A 17,570-nucleotide genomic window follows, 5' to 3' on the forward strand; every position below is an offset into this window, starting at 1 on the left:
TGCCCTGCTCAACGGTGATGGCCCCCCACAACCGATGTTCCGCGTGAATCGCGTATGCCGCCCCCCGGCCGGACGGCCTGTTCCCCACAAGCCGCCGAACCCGTACCACCCTTGCCGGTTCCGGATCGGCGCCGGCGGTGCCGAAGCGCGCCGAATCCGGTCGGCGCCGCTCAATCTAGTCCACCGGGCGTACCCCCGGGCAGAGTTGGCGGAATCGCCGGGAGCTGGTGTTCGAGCGTGCATACTGCCCGGGTGACCAGCATCGTGATACCGGCCCACAACGAGGGCCGGGTCATCGGCCGGCTCCTCGACGCGCTCCTGGCCGACACCTCGTCGTCCGGGCCCGACATCGTCGTGGTCTGCAACGGCTGTACGGACGACACCGCCCGGGTGGCGGGCGCCCGCGGCGAGCGCGTACGCGTCGTGGAGATCCCGACCCCCTCCAAACACATGGCACTTCGGGTCGGGGACGAGCACGCCCGCGGCTTCCCCCGGCTGTACGTGGACGCCGACGTCGTCGTCGGGTCCGCCGACGTACGGGCCCTCACGGGCGCGCTCGCCCAGGACCCGGGCCTGCTCGCCGCCGCCCCCGGCAGGGACATCCCGCTGACCGGCTGCGCCTGGCCGGTCCGCGCCCACTACCGGGTGTGGCAGCTGCTGCCGGCCGTCCGCGAGGGCCTGTTCGGCCGGGGCGTCATCGCCGTCACCGAGGAGGGGCACAAGCGGATCGCGGCGCTGCCGCCGCTGATGGCCGACGACCTGGCCGCGTCCCTCGCCTTCGGGCCGGGGGAGCGGCGCGTGGTCGAAGCAGCCCGGGTCGTCGTGCGCCCCCCGCGCACCTGGGCCGACCTGATCCGCCGCAAGGTCCGCGCGGCGACCTCCTCCGTAGAGCTGGAGCGCTTCCAGGCCACGCGGGAACGTGGGGCTGGGGCAGGGGCTGGGGCTGGGGCTGGGGCTGGGGCAGGGGCTGGGGCAGAGGCAGGGGCCGCGCCGTCCGCACGCACCGGTACGGCCGACCTACGCGCCCTGCTCCGCGCCCGGCCGACGCTGGTACCCGAGGTGGCGGTGTTCGCGGCGGCCGCGCTCGCCGCCCGCCGGGGCGCCCGCAGGGCCATCCGGGACCAGGACTTCTCCACCTGGCTGCGGGACGAGAGCAGCCGACAGGGGTGAAACGGTGCGTACGGCCGAATCCCGTCGTACGCACCACAGTTGGCCCGTACAAGGACTAGGGTTCGGGTTCGACTCGCACGTTCGAGTGACTCAGTTCGACTGCACGGGGGAGCTCCAGAGCATGTACCTCGCGGACCGCTCCGCGCCCGCGGGCGCGAAGGCCGCGCCGGACCGGGGATCCGGCAGGGCACCGGCCGTCGCCTCGACCGTCCTCGCCCTGGGCACGGTCAGTCTGATCACCGACGTCTCCTCCGAGATGGTCACCGCCGTCCTGCCGCTCTACCTGATCGCCGGGCTGGGTCTCAGCCCGCTCGGCTTCGGGGCCCTCGACGGCCTCTACAACGGGGTCAGCGCCCTGGTGCAGCTCACCGGCGGCCACCTCGCCGACCGGGTCCGCAACCACAAGCTGATCGCCGGCATCGGATACGGCCTGTCGGCCCTGTGCAAGCCCCTGTTGCTGCTCGCCCACAGCCTGGGCCCGATCAGCGTCATCCTCGCCCTGGAACGCACCGGCAAGGGACTGCGCACCGCCCCGCGCGACGCGCTGATCTCCCTGTCCACACCGGACGAGTTACAGGGCCGGGCCTTCGGCGTGCACCGGGCCATGGACACCACCGGCGCGCTGCTCGGCCCACTCGCCGCCTTCCTCATCCTCGGCGTGGCCGTCGACGGCTACGACGCCGTCTTCGGGGTCAGCGCCTGCGTCGCCGCACTCGGCGTCGTCGTGCTCATGCTGTTCGTCCCCGCCGGCGTCGGCGTCGGCGTCGGCTCCGGCGTCGGCTCCGGCTCCGGCTCCGGCGTCGGCTCCGGCTCCGGCGTCGGCGACACCGCTCCCCGGCCGGCCGCCACTCCCGGCGCACGCCCCGCCGCCGCCCGCCCGAACCCCGTACGGCTGCGCGACGCGGTGGGCCTGCTACGCCTGCCCCGGCTGCGCGCCCTGGCCCTCTGCGCGGTCCTGCTGGGCCTCACCACCGTCAGCGACGCCTTCGTCTACCTGCTGCTCCAGCGCCGGACCGGCATGGACGACCAGTGGTTCCCGCTGCTGCCGCTGGGAACCGCCGCCGTGTTCCTGCTGCTGGCGGTCCCGGTCGGCGCCCTCGCCGACCGGATCGGGCGCCGCACCGTCTTCCTGGCCGGGCACGCCCTCCTGCTCGCCGCCTACGGGCTGCTGCTCCGGGCCCCCGACTGGCCGGCGCTGCCCTACCTCGTCCTCGCCCTGCACGGCATGTTCTACGCCGCCACCGACGGGGTGCTGCCCGCCGCCGTCGCCGCCACCGTTCCCGAGTCGCTGCGCGGCACCGGACTGGCCCTGGTCGGCACCGGCCAGGCGCTGGCCCGCTTCGGCTGCTCGCTGGCCTTCGGCGGGGCGTGGACCCTCTGGGGCACCGGCCCGGCGCTCGCCGCCGCCGCGGCCGGCCTGCTCTGCTGCGCGGCCGTCGCCGGCTTCGTCCTACGGCCCGCGCCGCCCGCGCCCTCCGCGCCGCCCGTGCCGCCCACGTCGCCCGCGCCCTCTGCGCCGCCCACGTCGCCCGCGCCCTCTGCGCCGCCCACGTCGCCTGCGCCGCCCGCGCCCTCCGCACCCGACCCGGCCCGACGCCCGTGAGGAACCCGATGACACGCTCACGCCGCCTGCTCGTCCTCACGGTGGCGGTGCTCCTGCTCGGGGGCGTCGGCGCCACCCTGGTGGTGCGCGCCGCCTCCCGCGCCGACCAGCCGCGCACGGGCGGCCCCGCGACGACCGCGGGCGCCGTCACGCTGACGGCCGGACAGGACACGCTGGCCTTCCTGGGCAGCGGGCAGGGCCCGCAGCGCGGGGCGCTGGCCTCCGTGCCGGCCGACGCGCCCGACGGCACCCGAACCGTCTCCGACCTCACCTGCCAGCGCTTCCACGCCGCCGCGGGGACCGGCGTCTGCCTGCGCTCGACCCCGGGCGCGCTCGCCCAGGACAACAAGGCGGTCATCGTCGACGCGGAGCTGCGCCAGGTACGCAGCTTCCCCCTGGCCGGCACGCCCAGCCGGGCCCGCGTCTCGCCCAGCGGCCGGTTCGCCGCCTGGACGGTGTTCGTCTCCGGGGAGTCCTACGGCGCCGCGTTCTTCTCCACGCGCACCGCGATCCTGGACACCAGGACCTGGAAACTCGAAGCCAACCTGGAGGAGTTCGCGATCACCATGGACGGGCGGGACCACCGTGCCCAGGACGTGAACTTCTGGGGCGTCACCTTCGCGGAGGACGACGACACCTTCTACGCCACCCTGGCCACCGCCGGCGAGACCCACCTGGTCAAGGGCTCGATCTCGCGACGCTCCGTCACCACCCTCGTCAAGAACGTCGAATGTCCGTCCCTGTCCCCGGACGAGACGCGCATCGCGTACAAGAAGCGGGTGCGCACCGGTGCCTCGCTGTGGCGGGAGCACGTCATGGACCTGAGGACGTTGCGGGACCACCCGCTCGCGGAGAAGCGCAGCGTGGACGATCAGGCCACCTGGCTCGACGACCGCACGCTGGCCTACGCCCTGCCCTCCGACGGCGCCGCCGACCGCACGGACCTGTGGACCGTGCCCGCGGACGGCACCGGCACCCCCCGGCTGCTGACCTCCGCGGCCACTTCCCCGGCCCGCCTGGGCTGACGGGCCGGGCAGGGGCGGTTCAGGAACCGTCCACGAAGGCCCGTACCCGCTCGACGAGTGCGGCGCTGTCCCGGATCCAGGCGTAGTGCCGGCTGCCCCGGGCACCCTCGCCGAGCACCAGCCCCCCGTACGTCACCCGGGCGCCGGTGAGTTTCCCGGGGGCGGAGCTTGGACACGGCGACGTCCTGTCAGGAGCATGCCCTGACAGGACGCCCGGTGAGTCAGCACGTGCTGTGCGAACGTGATCGTCAGCCGATGGTGAGGAAGGTGTTCCAGCCGTCCTCGTCGACACCGGAGGCTGGGCCGATCGATCCTGCCCGCCCCTGGTAGAGCCACTGCTTACCGCCCGCGTCCACGGCCCAGATGTCGGGGATGCCGTCGCCGGTGGCGTCGGCAGTGCCGAGGATTTTGGGGAAGGTGTTCCGTCCCCAGCCGGTGGTGGCGTAGGTGTAGTCCTGGCCACCGACGGCGTTGGCGGAGGCGGCGATGGACGCGAGGTCGACGCCGCCGTTGGCACCGGGCTTGCCCTTGCGGAGGAGGAGGCCGCGGCTGGCGTTGGCGTCGTCCCGGAAGAGGAGGTCGGGGACCTTGTCGCCGGTGACGTCGCGGACACCGATGAGGTCGCGTGGCGTCCAGACCTTGTCGGCCAGCTTCTTGTATGAGGTGAGGCTGCCGCCGGTGTATCCGGAGAAGATCCAGAATCCGCCCGCAGTGTCAATGGCGAACAGGTCTGCGAATCCGTCGCCGTCGACGTCTTCGCTGACGACGATCTGTCGGAAGGTGGCCGGGCTGGGCGCGCTCGCCGGTAGCAGAATTTCCATGCGGCGGTCGACGTCGAACTGGCCGGCGCTGTTGCCGAGGCCGGGGTAGACGTACAGCTTGCCGTCGGGCATGCGGGCGATGAGGTCGGTCAGTCCGTCGCCGGGGAACCAGTCGGTGGAGTGTCCGATGAGTGCGGGCACGCCGTTCTGGGCCTTCCAGTATCCGTTGACGGGCAGACCGTTCTGGACGGCGCCGAGCATGTAGTGGTCGGTGTCGCCCATCTGGTCGCCGGCGTACATCAGCAGGTCCCCGTCCCCGTTGATGGCGAGGATGTCGGGGTGTCCGTCGCCGGTGACGTCGCCCGGCTTGTCCTGGCCCGGCTGGGGCCGGACGAGGAACTTGTACTGGGTGGCGTTGGAGATGTTGCCGAATTTGCTGACGGTGCGGACGTAGAGGACGTTCGGGCCGGCGGTGTCGACCTGGAGGGAGGCTTCGGCATCCCCCGCCGCATTCGGGGTGGCCTTCTTGTCGAAGAGCGGCCGGTTCAGGCTCCACTGGTACTCGCGGATGTCCTCGGGCTTCGCCCCGTTGGCCTTGAAGGCGATCTTCTGCCCCGGAGTGCCGGCCGTGTGGACGCTCCACTCGGTGTAGTTGTCACCGTGCGGAGGGAACGCGGCGGAGCTGACGGCGGGGTTCGGCGGGATGGTGTGGCTGACGGTGAGAGTGCACCAGCCGCCGCCTCCGGAGTCCAGAGGTCCGCTGCCGGGCGAATACCAGTTGTCAACGTCCTTGGCCCGGGCGAGCCAATAATACTTCTGGCCGTCATCGAACTTGCCCATGGGGACGGTCGCGGTGACGACGCCTTCGCTGTTGACGTCCAGCCACTTGTTGTAGACCTGTGCTCCGGTGCCGGCGTTCCACACCTCGATCTGGACCTGGGCGAGGTTCTGCTGCTGGGGCAGGTCGTCACGGTCGACGCCCTTGACCTGGAAGGTCACGTCCGTCTTGCCGATACCGGTGCCGGCGCCGCTGGTCAGGCACGGGCCGCCGGGGAAGGTCTGCATGTTCGTCGCGAGCGGGACGTCCGGCGGCGTGTGGTAGAAGACTTCGATGTACGGGGCGGTCTCGCCGTTGGCGATGAACTTCTTCCAGTAGTACGAGTCCGACTCGTTCGGGGCCGCGAACCCGAGGGACAGCGCACCCCAGCCACTCTTGGCGGCGTGGGTGACGAGGCCCTTGATGTCGGGTGCGATCCAGTTGTCGGGGCAGGAGCTGTTGTAGCCGTAGCCCGCCATCTCGGTGGCGACCTTCCACGTCCACCAGCCCGTGGTGTTGTTCCACGTGCTGGAGGAGGTGACGTACGGAGTGGAGTAGATGTCCATCTGCTTCTGGCTGCAGGACCACGAGTAGGTCTGCAGGGCCCGGACGACGGCCGAGTCGATCCCGACGCCGTGCAGCCGGCTGCCGAAGTCGAAGTTGAAGATGGAGCGAGAGGTGCCGCCGGTGGTGGACTCGTAGCCGACGCGGGCTTCGTTGGTGCCGCTGGCGTTGTAGTTCTGCCCGTTGTAGAAGCTCGAATTGCCCGCCGTCTTGTAGAGCAGGCTCCAGGCGTGCTTGCGCCCCTTGAACGAAGGGTCGATGAACACCGGGTACACCGTCTCCGCGGCGTTCAGCAGGGACGCATCAGGGGTGACGGACAGGGTGTTGTCGGTGAGAGCCGCTGTGCCGGGCTTCAGCCGTGCGCCTTCGGCGCCGGCGAGGCCGGGCAGCGCGAGGGTCGGGTGCTGCTTTGCGGTGTCGGTCGGCTTCCAGGCCGGCTCGTTGTCGGTAGTGGTGACCTTGCCGCTGGAGTCCCACATCATCGGGGTCGGCGAACCGGCGATCTCCTCGCCCTCACCGTCCCGGGCGCTGACCGCACTGGACTGGGCGTCCAGATGGAAGGTGAGGTCGGGCGAGGCGAGCCGGTACTTCAGCTGCCCAAGGAGGGGATCGGCCGCCGCCTGCTTGTCCTTGACGACGAGGAGGTGCGAGTAGCCGCCGTCCTGTGCGGTCATCAGCAGGTCGATGCCGGGGCGGACGTTCTCGTAGAGTGCGCGCGGCCCGTCGATGACGGGCTGGGGAAGTGCGCCGGGCCAGCTGACGACCAGGTCGTGACCATCGGTGTTCAACCTGACCAGGTCCGTCCAGACTTCGGCAGGGGTGTCCTGTCGCAGGGAAACCCGGGTCACGGCGCGTGAAGCACGTTCGCCGGTGTTTGCCTGCTGGGAACCCGCGCTGAAGACGACGCGGCCGTTGACAGCCTTGGCCGCGTACCCGTCTTTCACACGCTGCAAGGTGGTGTCGATCGGCTTCCACTCACCATCGACCTTGGCGCGCACGGCAGAGCTGAATATCTGCGCGCGGAACGTGCCGTCAGGCCGGGCGAAGGTCGTGGTGTTCGCACTGCGTTCCGCGGTGGCTTCCACCTCCTGGCCCGTCTCCTGAGCCATCCGCCTGGCCTCGTTCGCGGCGACGGGTGTGTCCTTGTCGGGTCGGGAAGACGCCTCTCCATTCCCGGTGACGTGGACGCCGACGGGTATCGCGACCGCTGCGGCCAACAGGGCGGCGAGGCCGCCCAGGGCTCGACGGCGTCTGAACCACGGACGGCCTGGCGCGTCAGCGCCTGCTTTCTCAGTCGCCGTTGGCGGTCTTTCGTCCACGGATTCACTGACAGACACAGCTGTACCTTCTCCCCCCTCGGGCAGACTTACGCGGCCCTCGGTACTCACACATGACTCCGGTCACCGAGCCGACAGCGAAGGGGCTCCTATGCCGGCCGCTCGGCTGTCCTCCAGGCAGATGACTCGCGTGCCGAGCATGAACCATCCGTCCGACATCGTCACCACTCCGTCTAGGGGCCGGCCTGGGCTTCAGGGTGATTTATGTCAATTGCCCATAGGTGCACGGGTGGCAAAGTGATAAACGGCACACCGAATATCGGAACCATGGCTTTTTCGACCAGCGCAGCTGAGAATCAACTGGCTAATTGTCAGTTTCCTGCCGGTCGTGTGCCATTGCCGCGGCGGCAGAGCGTGGGGGGTCTACATGTCGCCGTTCTCGGCGAACAATTTCCGCCTGCCCGGAAACAGAAAGGCGCGCGCAGCACGCGCGCGCCTGGCCGGGCGCGCCGGCATCACGCTGTCCGTGGTGCTGGTGGCGACTCTTTTGCCATCTCAGGCCTGGGCGGCACCACCGGGCGACCGTAGTGGGGTCACCTTGCCGGGCCTCCAGAAGGACCTCAAGGTCAAACTCAATCAGGTGGCCGCGGCGCAGATGGACGACTGGGCGCCAACGCCGGTCGCTCTCCCGCCCAAGTACGAGCCCAACTCGGTGACGCTACCCACTCCAGCCTCCGAAGCCGTACCACTCAGCGGAAGCGGGCTCGTTCAGGTCCCCAACATGCCCGTGAAGATCGGCAAGGGCGCCGGGGCATCATCTGACCCGTCGGGCAACTGGACGGTGACGCTCGACTCGCGTGAAGCCAGCGAGGCCGCTGACATCGACGGTGCACTCATCGTGGTCACGCCGCCGGCCGACGGCACCGCTGTCACGCCGGTCGACGTTCAGCTGGACTACGCCAAGTTCAAGGACATCTACGGCACGGGCTGGGCGTCGCGCCTGAAGTTCCGGCAGCTGCCGACGTGCTTCCTGCAAAAGCCGGTGCAAGAAGGATGTTCACCCGCCGACGCCAGGGACGTACCGAGCACCAACGACCCCTCCACGGGAACCGTCAAGGCGACCGTGGATCCGGGAAGCTCCTTCGGCCAGGGGCTGCGCACCATGGCCGTCACCGGTGGTGGCGGCCCTGTGGTGCTGGCGGCCTCCGACGGCGGCTCCGGGATGGCGGGCAGCTACAAGGCGAGCTCGCTCTCGCCCTCCGGTTCCTGGACTGCAGGGAACAGCGGCGGCGGATTCTCCTGGACGTACCCCCTGACCGTGCCGGCGCCCCCGGCCGGGCCCTCACCCAAGATCGCTTTCTCGTATTCGTCCCAGGCGGTTGACGGCAAGACGTCCGTGGCCAACAGCCAGGCCTCCTGGATCGGTGACGGTTGGGACTACGAACCGGGCTACGTCGAGCGCCGCTACCGCTCCTGCTCCGACGACGTCGCGGCCAACCCCACCGGCGCGAACAACAACAACGCCACGGACAAGAAGAAGGGCGACCTGTGCTGGGCCGGTGACAACGTCGTGATGTCACTCGGCGGCGCCACCACAGAGCTCGTCCACGATGCCGAGACCGGCAAGTGGGTCCCGGCCAACGACGACGGCTCCCGCGTCGAACTGAAGACCGACGCCGGCGAGACCAACGGAGCCAGAGGCGGCGAGCACTGGGTCGTCACCACGCGCGACGGCACCCGCTACTTCTTCGGACGCCACGATGTCGACGGATCCGGAGGCAGCCGTCCGGGCACCAACTCGGTCCTGACCGTCCCCGTTTACGGCAACCACCCCGGCGAGCCCTGCTACAAGCAGGCGTTCGCCGATTCCTCCTGCAGCAAGCAGACGGCCTGGCGGTGGAACCTCGACTACGTCGAGGACGTCCACGGCAACGCCATGATCATCGACTGGGCGAGGGAAGACGGCCGGTACGCCAAGAACGAGAAGTTCAAGACACCGGTCACCTACCACCGAGCGGGCTACCCCACCCAGATCAGCTACGGCCTCCGCAACACCGACCTCTCCGCCGCACCCGCCGCAAAGATCGAGTTCACGGTCGACGAAAGGTGCCTCAAGGAGGGCTTCTGCGCCCCGGACAAGTTCGAGTCGAAGAACTACGGGGACAAGCAGTACTGGTGGGACACCCCCTCCACACTCCACTGCAAGGCCGGTAGCGCCTGCTACGTCGGCTCACCGACGTTCTGGACCCGCAAGCGCCTGAGCGCCGTCACCACCAAGGCCCAGCGCACCGAAGGTTCCACGGACCTCCTCCTCGTCGACAGGTGGAGCCTGTCCCACTACTTTCCCGAGCAGCGCACGGACACCTCCCCGCCGCTGTGGCTGGACTCCGTCCGGCGAACGGGCTTCAGCACCAAGCTGGACGACAGAGGCGCGCAACTGAGCGAGTCGCTGCCTCTGGTCTCCTTCCGCCCCAACAGCAAGGACATGCCCAACCGGGTCAAGGACGGAGCACAGGACCCCCGGCCGGACTTCGACCGCCTGCGCATCGAGAACATCGCCACGGAGACCGGCGGGGACATCCACGTCTCCTACTCCGAGCCCTGCTCGGTTTCGGAGCCGCGCCCGCAGCCCGAGGCCAACACCAGCCGCTGCTTCCCCGTCCGCTGGTCACCGGACAGCAGCCTGGAGAACCCGCCGCTGGCCTGGTTCAACAAGTACGTCGTCACCGAGGTCACCGAAAAGGACCGCGTCGCCCTCCAGCCCGACGTCACCACCAAGTACGACTACCAAGGCGGCGGCGCCTGGGCCAAGGACACCGACGAGTTCTCCAAGCCCACGATGCGGACCTACAGCCAGTGGCGCGGCTACGCCTCGGTGGTCACCACGCGAGGCGTCACCACCACGGGGTACGAAGCAACCCAGCAGTCGGAAAGCCGTGCCCGGTACTTCCGCGGCATGTCCGGCGACGCCGGCCGCGACAAGATCACGGTCAAAGACTCCAACGGCGCCGACATCGCCGAGGACCTACCCCAGTACCAGGGGATCGCGGCCGAGACCACGACGTACACGAAGGCGGGCGGCAGCCCCCTCTCACGCACCGTCACCTACCCCTGGCACGCGAAGAGCGGTGAACGGGCCAGGCCCCAGAACACCACCCTGTACGCGTACCGGTCCGGTACCGCGCGCACGGACGAGATCCAGTGGCTCAGCAACGGCTCCACCCGCACCGTCCGCAAGACCAACACCTTCGACGCGTCCTACGGACTTGTCCAGACCGTCCAGTCCGAAGTCGCGACACCCAACGGCACGGGCGGCGAGCAGCTCAGCGACCAGACCTGCGCCAGCACCGACTACGTTCACAACACCGCCGCGCACCTGATCGGCCTGGCCGCCGGCGTCCGCACCACGGCGGGTGACTGCTCCCAGAAGGCCACCGGGGCGCTGATCTCAAGCACCCGGAACTCCTACGACGCCCTCAACGCGTTCGGTGCCGCCCCCAGCAAGGGACTCGTCTTCCAGGCTGAAACCAACGACGCGGCCGGCCCCGGCTGGATCACCACCGCGCGCACCGAGTACGACCCGCTCGGCCGCCCCACCAAGGCCACCGACGCGGCGAACAATGCCATCACGACGGTGTACAGCCCGCCCACTGGTCCCACGTTCACCGTGACCAGCACCAACGCGCTGGGGCACACGAGCACTACGAAGAACGATCCCGGCCGCGGCGTGCCGGTGGAGGAGACCGACGCCAACGGTCGGAAGGTCACGACCGCCTACGACGCCCTCGGCCGGGCCACGGACGTCTGGACTCCGTCACAGAAGCCGGGCACCGACAAGGCCGCCCACACCTTCGCCTACGAGATCAAGGAGCACGCACCGCCCACCGTCACCAGCGCCACGCTGCAGGACGACGGCACCTACAAGCAGTCGATCCAGATCTACGACGGCCTGCTGCGCCCCCGGCAGACACAGACCGATGCCCTCGGCGGCGGACGTCTGATCACGGACACTCTCTACAACGCCAGCGGTGCCGTCCGTCGGACGAACAACAGCTACCTCGCGGACAACAAGCCCGAGAAGAAGATCTTCATCCCGGAGTCCGACACCGCCGTCCCCAACTCCACGAAGATCTCCTACGACGGCGTAGGCCGGACGGTGCGCACCACCACCTTCCACGCAGGCGACGCGAAGGACTCCAGCACCGTCGAGCACGGCGGCGAATGGACCAGATCCCGCACTGGCATGTCGGCTGACGGCACGACCCCCCTCAAGGGCAGCCGGGCGGTCAAGACCACCACCGACGCGCTCGGCCGTACCACGCAGGTCGAGCACTACACGACCACCAATGTCGGCGGCGCGTCGAACAGGACCAGCTACACCTACGACCTGCGCAACAAGCTGACCAAGGTCACCGACACAGCCACCAACACCTGGTCCTACACCTACGACGCACGCGGCCGCATGACCGCGTCCGACGACCCCGACACCGGCCGGACGACCTTCACCTACAACGACCTCGACCAGCAGACCTCCGTCACGAACTCCGCCGGCCAGGCGCAGTTCACGACCTATGACGTCCTCGGCCGCAAGACCGAGCTGCGCGACAAGTCCGCCGCTGGACCCAAGGTCGCCACCTGGACCTACGACACCCTGCCCAACGCAAAGGGTCAGCCGGTCGCCTCCATCCGCTGGGTAGGCGCCACCGCCTTCACCAGCGAGGTCACCGGCTACGACAGCGAGTACCGGCCCACCGGTTCGAAGATCACCATCCCGGAAATCACCGGCACCTCAGACTTCCCCGGAACCAAGGGGCTTGCCGGCACCTACACCTACAGCACCACCTACACCCCCACGGGCAAGGTGCAGTCGACGACCCTCCCGGCAACGCCCGGCGGGCTCGCCGCCGAGAAACTGATCACCCGGTACAACGCCGACGGCATGCCCCAGACCATGTCGGGCCTGGCCTGGTACACCGCCGAAACCATCTACAGCCCCTTCGGCGAGGTCCTGCGCACGGCATCGGGTAGCGCCCCGCACCGGGTGTGGACGACCAACTCGTTCAACCCGAACACCGGCCGGCTCAGCAGTACCGAGAACCACCGCGAGACCGCACCGAACCTCCTGTCGGCGACGACGTACACCTACGACGCCGTCGGCAATCCCACCTCCATCACCGACACCCGTCCTGGCGCGGACGCGCAGATGCCGCCGACCGCCGACCGCCAGTGCTTCACCTACGACGCCCTGGGCCAGCTGGTCAAGGCCTGGACCGGCAACACGGACAGCTGCACCGAGCCCACCGATCTGGACCCGACACACGCCACCGCGGGCCCCGATGGTGACGGTTACTGGCAGGAATACCAGTTCGATGCGATCGGCAACCGAACCCAGCTCCTGGACAAGGACCCCTCCAACGGCTCCACCCGCGAGAAGACGACCTACACCTACGGCATAGACATCGGCGGCGGCAACAAGAAGCAGCCCCACGCGCTCGCGCAGGCCGCGAAGACCACCACCACCAAGCCAGGCTCGACGGTCAACTCGCTCACGACCTACGCCTACGACACCCTCGGAAACACCACGACCCGCCGCATCGACGGCGACACCCAGAACCTGACCTGGGACACCCGCAGCAAACTCACCTCAGCCAGCAGCCCGGGCATCGGAGCCGTCGCCGTCACCGGCCTCGCCGGCAAGTGCCTCGACGTCGACAGCACCGCCACCCCCAACGCGGCAGGCGCCCTCCCCGTCCAGCTGCTGACCTGCAACGAATCCAAGGCCCAGCAGTGGCGCCTGACCGGCGGCACCGTCCAGGCCCTCGGAAAGTGCCTCACCGCCGAGGGCGGCGAAGCCGTCCTGAAGCCCTGCGACCCCACCAACGACGCCCAGGAGTTCACCCACCGGGCCGACAAGACCCTCTACAGCACCAAGGCCAAGGCCTGCGTCACCGTCCCCAACGACAATCCCGCCGAGGGCAACGACCTCGATATCTACACCTGCGTCGCCGGTGCCGTAGCCCAGCAGTGGACCTTCGCCAACACCGGCACCCAGTACCTCTACGACGCATCCGGCAACCGCCTCGTCGAGGAAACGGGCAGCTCCCGCACCCTCTACCTCGGCGAAGCCGAAATCACCGTCAACAAGGCCGGCCAGGCCATCGACGCCGTCCGCTACTACAACAGCCCCGGCGCCCCGACCACCGTCCGCCGCACCAACGGCAAGACCACCGGCCACAGCCTCTCCGCCCAACTCACCGACCACCACAACACCGCGACCACCAGCGTCGAACAGGCAACCGGCCAAACGGTCACCCGCCGCAAGTCCGACCCCTACGGAAACCCCCGCGGCACCCAGCCAGGCAACTGGCCCGGCAGCCGAACCTTCCTCGGAACCGGAAACGACGACAACACCACGGCCCTGACCCACATAGGCGCCCGCGAGTACGAACCGGCCACGGGTCGGTTCATGTCCGTCGACCCGGTCATCGACATCACCGACCCGCTCCAGATGAACGGGTACACCTACTCCAACGGCAACCCGATCTCCAACGCCGACCCGAGCGGCCTCAAGTACTTCGCAGGCCACAACGACCCGGGCTTCCAGTCCTCCCCGCAGAACGTCGTCCAAGCCGCGGAAAGGTACGTCCGCGGATACGGCAGCACCAAGGGCAACGGCGGAGGCCCCAAGAACAAGGGTAAAGACTGCGGCATCTTCTCCAAGTGCAACTTGAAGAAGACGGTCAAGAGCGTCAACAAGTTCTGGAACGAGAACAAGGTGATGATCGTCTCGATCACCACCGAAATCGTAGTCGGCACCGCATGCGTGGCCACAGCAGCCGCCACAGGCGTCGCAACCGGCGGAGCAGGATTCGCCCTCGCAGCCGGCTGCGGCGCCCTCGCCGGAGCCGCAGGCGCCGCCGTGGCGAACATGATGGACGACAAAGCCGACCACAGCACCCTAGGCGTCCTCTCCGACATGGCCGAAGGCGCCCTCTGGGGCGCAGCGGGAGGCGCAGCAGGAGCAGCCGCAGCACCCGTCCTCAAAGCTGCGGGCGGCGCCTTGAGAGCTGCAGCAAGCAAGATCCGCCCCGGTGGAGGCTCATGCCCGATTGCCAATAGCTTCGCCACTGGAACGTTCGTCCTCATGGCTGATGGCACGAGCAAGCCGATCGAAGAGCTCGAAATCGGCGAACAGGTTCTGGCCACCGACCCCGAGACGGGTGAAACAGTCGCGAAAGACGTGACGGCCACCATTCTTGGTACCGGCTCCAAGGACCTCGTCGAGATCAAGGTCGACACGGACCGTGACCCTGACACTGCACCAGACCTGATCACGGCCACAGACAAGCACCCGTTCTGGGTTGTCGACCTCGAAGAGTGGACGGATGCCGCTGAGCTTCAGCCAGGCCAGTGGCTCCGCACGAGTAGTGGCACGTACGTCCAGGTCGCATCGGTCAAGAAGTGGACGACCAAGCAAACGGCCGTCCATAACCTCACCGTCGCAGACCTGCACACGTACTATGTGCTGGCGGGTGCCACGCCGGTCCTCGTCCATAACTGTGGTGGTGCCGCCCCCGGCCCTCCCGGGCATACCGCTGATGTTTCTATCGAGGATGTGAACGGTAACGTTCGGTTGTCATACTCGGTGCGCAGTGGCAACGCCTCCGATCCGGAGAAGGCCCTGGGTGGGGGCTACAACACCGAGGCGGCCACGCACACGGAGAATCGGGTAGGCCGAATGTCTGGCGCTTCTGCGGGCCGAAATCCCATAGTAGGCGATCCGTACGCTGGAATTGTGCCGGTTGATAAGGGTGAGACGGTTCGGCTCTTTGGGCAGCTTCCGCCATGCCCCCGCTGTAAAGGGGCAATGAATCGAATGGTGAAGGAACTCGGCGTCACGGTGGTCTACTCTTGGGCGAGTCCAGTCGGTGCTGGAGATTGGACCGCGACCGGCGGCCGGAGGAGGAGATGATGTTGGAAATTACTGCCCGATACTTCGGGTATGAAGAGGACGACGACGATGAGGTCGTCGAGGCGGCCCTCTCGGAATCCCTTGATGGGACTGGATTCGTGTTGTCGATGCAGCGAACTACATACGAGCCGGACGATCAAGACGTGTCAATGGGTATGGACACGTACTGCCTTGTCAGTGGCGGGAAATCTCACTACGGGGGAGTTCTTCGCGCCCGGAGGGAAGGGAACCTGATTCACCTGGTCATCTCGCCAGCGGCGTCTTCACTTCTGGGTCTCCCAGAGGAAATCAGAGCCTCCCTTGCGGGATCCCCCCTGGCTATTTCAGAATTCTTTTCTGGGCTGCCTGGAATCTTGCAATGGGGGCGCAGGGAAGACCGCGCAGAGCTCATCGGGTTCTGAGGGGATTCGGCAAAAATGCGCAATGGGTGCAATGGGTTATCTGGGGATTTCGGGAGATTTGGAACGCGCCTTGGTCGGCCTGGCCGACTCCCTGGTGGCCGCTCGCGAATATAAGGACTGATATTCGACATCGGAATTTCGGTACCCCTTGCCTCTCGAGTGCCCTTCCGTAATTATGTGTGACGCTCCGCCGGAATTTGGTCCGGCGGAGCGTCACGCGTTTGGATGGAAGTGGCCGACGCTGAGGTTGAAGGGGTGGGGTGCAGGGTCCGTTGCGTGACCAGGTTCTGTCCGTGTTTATCCGGTGAGTTCGAGGGCCGTCAGGGGCCGGTCCCAGTCGCGGGCGGTTTCGCGTAGGGCAGCGGCGATATTGGTGCGTCCATCCTGGCGGTGGACACTGAGCCTGGATCCACCGTGCAGTCGTCGTCCGGGGTGAGGGCCGGGAACGAAGAAGTGCCTTGTGACCTGCGATGATGAGAGTTCTCTACGCTCACATCAGGCACGATCAGCAAGGCACTTCAGAAGTGAAATCCTCCCATACCTCGGCGGCGGCGTTCGCCGCGTTCGACGACCGGAATCTCCTGGCCCACGGTGGACTGGCTCCGGCGGTGCGGTTGGCCGAGCGGTGCGGCCTACCCGCGCTTGTCAGTGAGAAGGTCCGCCTGACCGGGGCGTTGAACGGGGCCGGGACGGCTCCGGGCGCGAAGGTGATGTCGCTGGTGGCGGGCATGCTCGCGGGTGCGGACAGCATCGACGACATGGACGTGCTGCGGCACGGTGCGATGGCCACGGCGTTCGGCGGAGTGCGGGCGTCGTCCACGCTGGGCACCTTCCTGCGCGCCTTCACCTGGGGCCATGTACGACAACTGGAGTCCGCCGGCCGGGTGTTCACCGCCAACCTCGCCTCGCACTGCAATCTCCTTCCCGGCAGTGACGAGATCGTCTGCCTGGACATCGACTCCAAGGTGAAGCAGGTCTACGGGGCTGCGAAGCAGGGCGCCGAGCACGGCTACACCAAGGTCCGCGGCCTGCACTTCCAGATCGTCACCGCATCCACTCCACTGGCGGCTCCGATCGTCGTGGCCACGCGGCTGCGCAAGGGATCGGCCGGCTCGGCCAGGGGCGCCGCCCCACTCATCTCCGAGGCCATCGCAGCCGTCCGGAAGTTGGGCGCTAGAAGGCTGATGAAGATCTTGTTGGGGGGCTGTCCGGCCGTAGGCCGGGCGGCCTTTTGGTCTATGTGGTGGTGGGGGTGAGGGTCCAGGTGGTGCCGGTGTGGGTGAGTCCGAGGTTGATGAGGCGGCGGAGGTTGAGGGCGGCTGCCCGGTTGTGGAGCCAGGTGTTGTTCTTGAGGACGCCTCGGTAGGGGACGCGGCGGTTGCCTTTGGCGACGAGCCAGGCGATGGCGCGTTCGACGGGTGGTCGCCAGCGACGGTATTCGTCCTGCCATTCCTGGCTGGTGGCGGCCTGGTCCCGGGCGGTTTTGAGGAGGTCGTACTGGGGATGGACGCTGAAGACGCGTCCGGTCTTGGACCTGGTGCAGCGCTCGCGCAAAGGGCAGTCGAGGCAGAGTTTATTGAACTGGGCCTGGCGGTTGCCGCCCGCGAGGGGGCGGCCGAGGGCTTTGGTGTGGCCGGCCGGGCAGGTGACGGTCCCGGCCTGGGTATCCACCTGGAAATCGTCCGTGGTGAATCCGCCGGGGATGGCCTGCCGCAGGGGCGGGGGCTTGATCACGAGGGTGTGGCCGTCGGCTTCGAGGGCTTCGCGGAGTTCACCGGTTCCGTAGGCGGTGTCGCCGAGGACGGTCAGGTCCTGGTCCTCGTCGGCGAGGAGGTCTTGGGCGACGGCGGCCTCGTGGTTGTCGGCTCCGCTGCCGGCGGTGAGAGCGACCTCGGTGAACAGTCCCGCCTCGGGCTCGAACGCGGCATGCGCGCGGAAGCCCTCCTGGTGGCGGGTCCGGTTCTTGTGGATGTGCCGGGC

General features: G+C 68.3%; 8 protein-coding genes. 6 read left to right on the plus strand and 2 right to left on the minus strand.

Features of this window, described 5'->3' with window-relative positions; translation table 11 throughout:
- Nucleotides 1-252: 252 nt before the first annotated feature.
- From ACIPXC_RS23750 to ACIPXC_RS23760, 3 genes are all read left to right on the plus strand, one after another.
- Nucleotides 253-1,170 carry a glycosyltransferase gene (locus ACIPXC_RS23750; RefSeq protein ID WP_401621613.1) on the plus strand — a complete coding sequence of 306 codons (918 nt, stop codon included), beginning with the start codon at nt 253-255 and terminating at the stop codon, nt 1,168-1,170.
- Nucleotides 1,171-1,291: 121 nt separating this feature from the next.
- Entirely contained in the window at nt 1,292-2,773 is a 1,482-nt protein-coding gene (locus ACIPXC_RS23755; protein ID WP_401621645.1) for an MFS transporter, read from the plus strand.
- Between the two features lie 8 nt (nt 2,774-2,781).
- Nucleotides 2,782-3,798 carry a TolB family protein gene (locus ACIPXC_RS23760; protein WP_401621616.1) on the plus strand — a complete coding sequence of 339 codons (1,017 nt, stop codon included), beginning with the start codon at nt 2,782-2,784 and terminating at the stop codon, nt 3,796-3,798.
- Between the two features lie 248 nt (nt 3,799-4,046).
- Here the strand turns inward: ACIPXC_RS23760 and ACIPXC_RS23765 are convergent, their stop codons facing one another.
- Nucleotides 4,047-7,049 (minus strand): DNRLRE domain-containing protein, encoded by a 3,003-nt coding sequence (locus ACIPXC_RS23765; RefSeq protein WP_401621619.1) that lies wholly within the window; start codon nt 7,047-7,049, stop codon nt 4,047-4,049.
- Nucleotides 7,050-7,998: 949 nt separating this feature from the next.
- Here ACIPXC_RS23765 and ACIPXC_RS23770 point away from each other — a divergent pair.
- The 3 genes from ACIPXC_RS23770 (at nt 7,999) to ACIPXC_RS23780 (ending at nt 16,846) form a co-directional block, all read left to right on the plus strand.
- Nucleotides 7,999-15,189, plus strand: coding sequence for a polymorphic toxin-type HINT domain-containing protein (locus tag ACIPXC_RS23770; RefSeq protein ID WP_401621622.1), 7,191 nt, complete (start codon nt 7,999-8,001; stop codon nt 15,187-15,189).
- The gene (locus ACIPXC_RS23775; protein ID WP_401621625.1) at nt 15,156-15,590 is read left to right on the plus strand and encodes an Imm10 family immunity protein; all 435 of its coding nucleotides are present in this window, start codon (nt 15,156-15,158) and stop codon (nt 15,588-15,590) included. Before ACIPXC_RS23770 ends, ACIPXC_RS23775 begins: the two co-directional genes overlap by 34 nt.
- Nucleotides 15,591-16,114: 524 nt before the next feature.
- Entirely contained in the window at nt 16,115-16,846 is a 732-nt protein-coding gene (locus ACIPXC_RS23780; RefSeq protein WP_401621628.1) for a hypothetical protein, read from the plus strand.
- Here ACIPXC_RS23780 and ACIPXC_RS23785 read toward each other — a convergent pair.
- A partial coding sequence (locus tag ACIPXC_RS23785; protein WP_401621630.1) for a transposase occupies nt 16,827-17,570 on the minus strand: 744 nt, incomplete at its 5' end. The genes ACIPXC_RS23780 and ACIPXC_RS23785 overlap by 20 nt on opposite strands.

This window comes from Streptomyces sp. NPDC090021, from assembly GCF_044748225.1.
Classification (GTDB): Bacteria; Actinomycetota; Actinomycetes; order Streptomycetales; family Streptomycetaceae; genus Streptomyces.

Excerpts from the sequence above, each read along its gene's own strand:
- ACIPXC_RS23755 (WP_401621645.1), top strand. The coding sequence starts at position 1,292 with ATGTACCTCGCGGACCGCTCCGCGCCCGCGGGCGCGAAGGCCGCGCCG.
- ACIPXC_RS23760 (WP_401621616.1), top strand. The coding sequence starts at position 2,782 with ATGACACGCTCACGCCGCCTGCTCGTCCTCACGGTGGCGGTGCTCCTG.
- ACIPXC_RS23765 (WP_401621619.1), bottom strand. The coding sequence starts at position 7,049 with ATGGCTCAGGAGACGGGCCAGGAGGTGGAAGCCACCGCGGAACGCAGT.
- ACIPXC_RS23770 (WP_401621622.1), top strand. The coding sequence starts at position 7,999 with ATGCCCGTGAAGATCGGCAAGGGCGCCGGGGCATCATCTGACCCGTCG.